The 1,411-nt window shown below is 37.3% G+C and carries 3 protein-coding genes; 2 read left to right on the top strand and 1 reads right to left on the bottom strand.

All coding sequences use genetic code 11. The annotated features are described in order from the left end of the window. Nucleotides 1–198 (bottom strand): HD domain-containing protein (locus ABY905_RS17330; protein ID WP_372646166.1); only part of this gene is annotated, 198 nt, incomplete at its 3' end. Nucleotides 199–333: 135 nt separating this feature from the next. Here ABY905_RS17330 and ABY905_RS17325 point away from each other — a divergent pair. Then, the gene (locus ABY905_RS17325) at nucleotides 334–789 is read left to right on the top strand and encodes a transposase (protein ID WP_372646164.1); all 456 of its coding nucleotides are present in this window, start codon (nucleotides 334–336) and stop codon (nucleotides 787–789) included. A 328-nt stretch (nucleotides 790–1,117) separates the two neighbouring features. Continuing rightward, on the top strand, nucleotides 1,118–1,411 hold a 294-nt coding region (locus tag ABY905_RS17320), incomplete at its 3' end, for an aldehyde dehydrogenase family protein (protein ID WP_372646162.1).

Genomic DNA, 1,411 nt, shown 5'->3' with positions numbered 1-1,411 from the left:
CATTGCTCTGGCAAATTTGGATTCATTAGTTCTACCTTCTTCAAATTCCTCCCAAATCGCGATGAACTCTTGTGCTTGTTCGGTAGGCAGCATCCCAATAATTCTTTTAGCCGCTTTCAGTTCTTCTTTTGTATACAGAAGTTTAGAAAAAAGCAGACCTATAAATGCAAAAAAAAGCCTAGTTAGTTGAGTATGCATCCGCTAGTCCAGTAGCCTAGAGGAGAATGTTTCGCCACGCAGTGGCAACTTACTTCAGCCCAATGGCAACGCCTTGGGTAATGAAAACACAGAATACAATTTGCGCCCTGAAAGGGCAGCTTAAAAACCTTAATGATGTCACAATCACTGTCGAAACTTTTTATTCATATTATCTTCCATATCAAAAAATCACGAACAAAAATTCGTAAGGAAGACCAAGAGGAATTGTACGCCTACATGGGTGCAATTATTCGAGATAAGGATTCAATTCCTATTCTAATAAACGGAGTAGAAGATCATATCCATATTTTATGCGTGATGTCAAAAAATATAGCCCTTTCAAAATTAGTTGAAGAAATAAAACGCCACAGCAGCCGATGGATAAAAACAAAAGGTTCTTACTATAGTAACTTTGCTTGGCAAGCTGGTTATGGCGGTTTTTCTGTAAGTTCTTCATTGCACGATATAACAAAACGCTATATTGCAAATCAAGAAGAACATCATAAAAAGATGAGCTTCGAGGAGGAATATCTCATGTTTCTAAAACAATATGGCATTGACTATAAGGAGGAATATTTGTGGCAAGATTAATCCTAAGCTGCCCTTTCAGGGCGTATGACCTAATCGACATCACATCCCGAGGCTTTGCCTTCGGGCTGAATTAATATGGGCTTTCAGCCCGCCAAAAGGCATGAGATAAAATTTGCATGCACCCGGCACACTAATAGAAACCCGATAGTATTAACTATTGGGTTTCTTGTTATATTGGGTTTGGAAATCGTAATACTACCGAAACGAAGTGGAGATCAGCGAAGATAATCAGGCACATGACAAATATCATACTCCTTATTTAAAATCTTTCTTAATTTAAACAGATTAAATAAGGATAATATTTCGAAACCAAAAAACTCAAAATATCATGACAGATTTTGGAATAAATGAAAGTCTAAAGCGATTAGGTATCTCAAAAATCAATTCTGGTGTAACAACAGGAACTCAGTGGTTCGATTGTAAAGGAAATACAACAAGTTCCTTTTCACCTATTGATAATTCGGAGATAGCAAAAGTTATAAATGCTGATATTAACGATTACGAAAAAGTATTGGAAACGGCGCAAGATGCTTTTAAAGTTTGGCGCAAAGTACCTGCTCCAGCTCGAGGAGAAGTCGTTAGACAAATTGGGAATGCCCTTCGTGAGAATAAAGAAGATCTG

Origin of the sequence: Ancylomarina sp., from assembly GCF_041555295.1 — a bacterium.
Lineage (GTDB): Bacteria > Bacteroidota > Bacteroidia > Bacteroidales > Marinifilaceae > Ancylomarina.
The sequence above is the reverse complement of the archived record's forward strand: the minus strand, read 5'-3'. Positions and strand labels throughout refer to the sequence as shown.

Coding starts and splice junctions, on each gene's coding strand:
- ABY905_RS17325 (WP_372646164.1), top strand. CDS start 334: ATGTCACAATCACTGTCGAAACTTTTTATTCATATTATCTTCCATATC.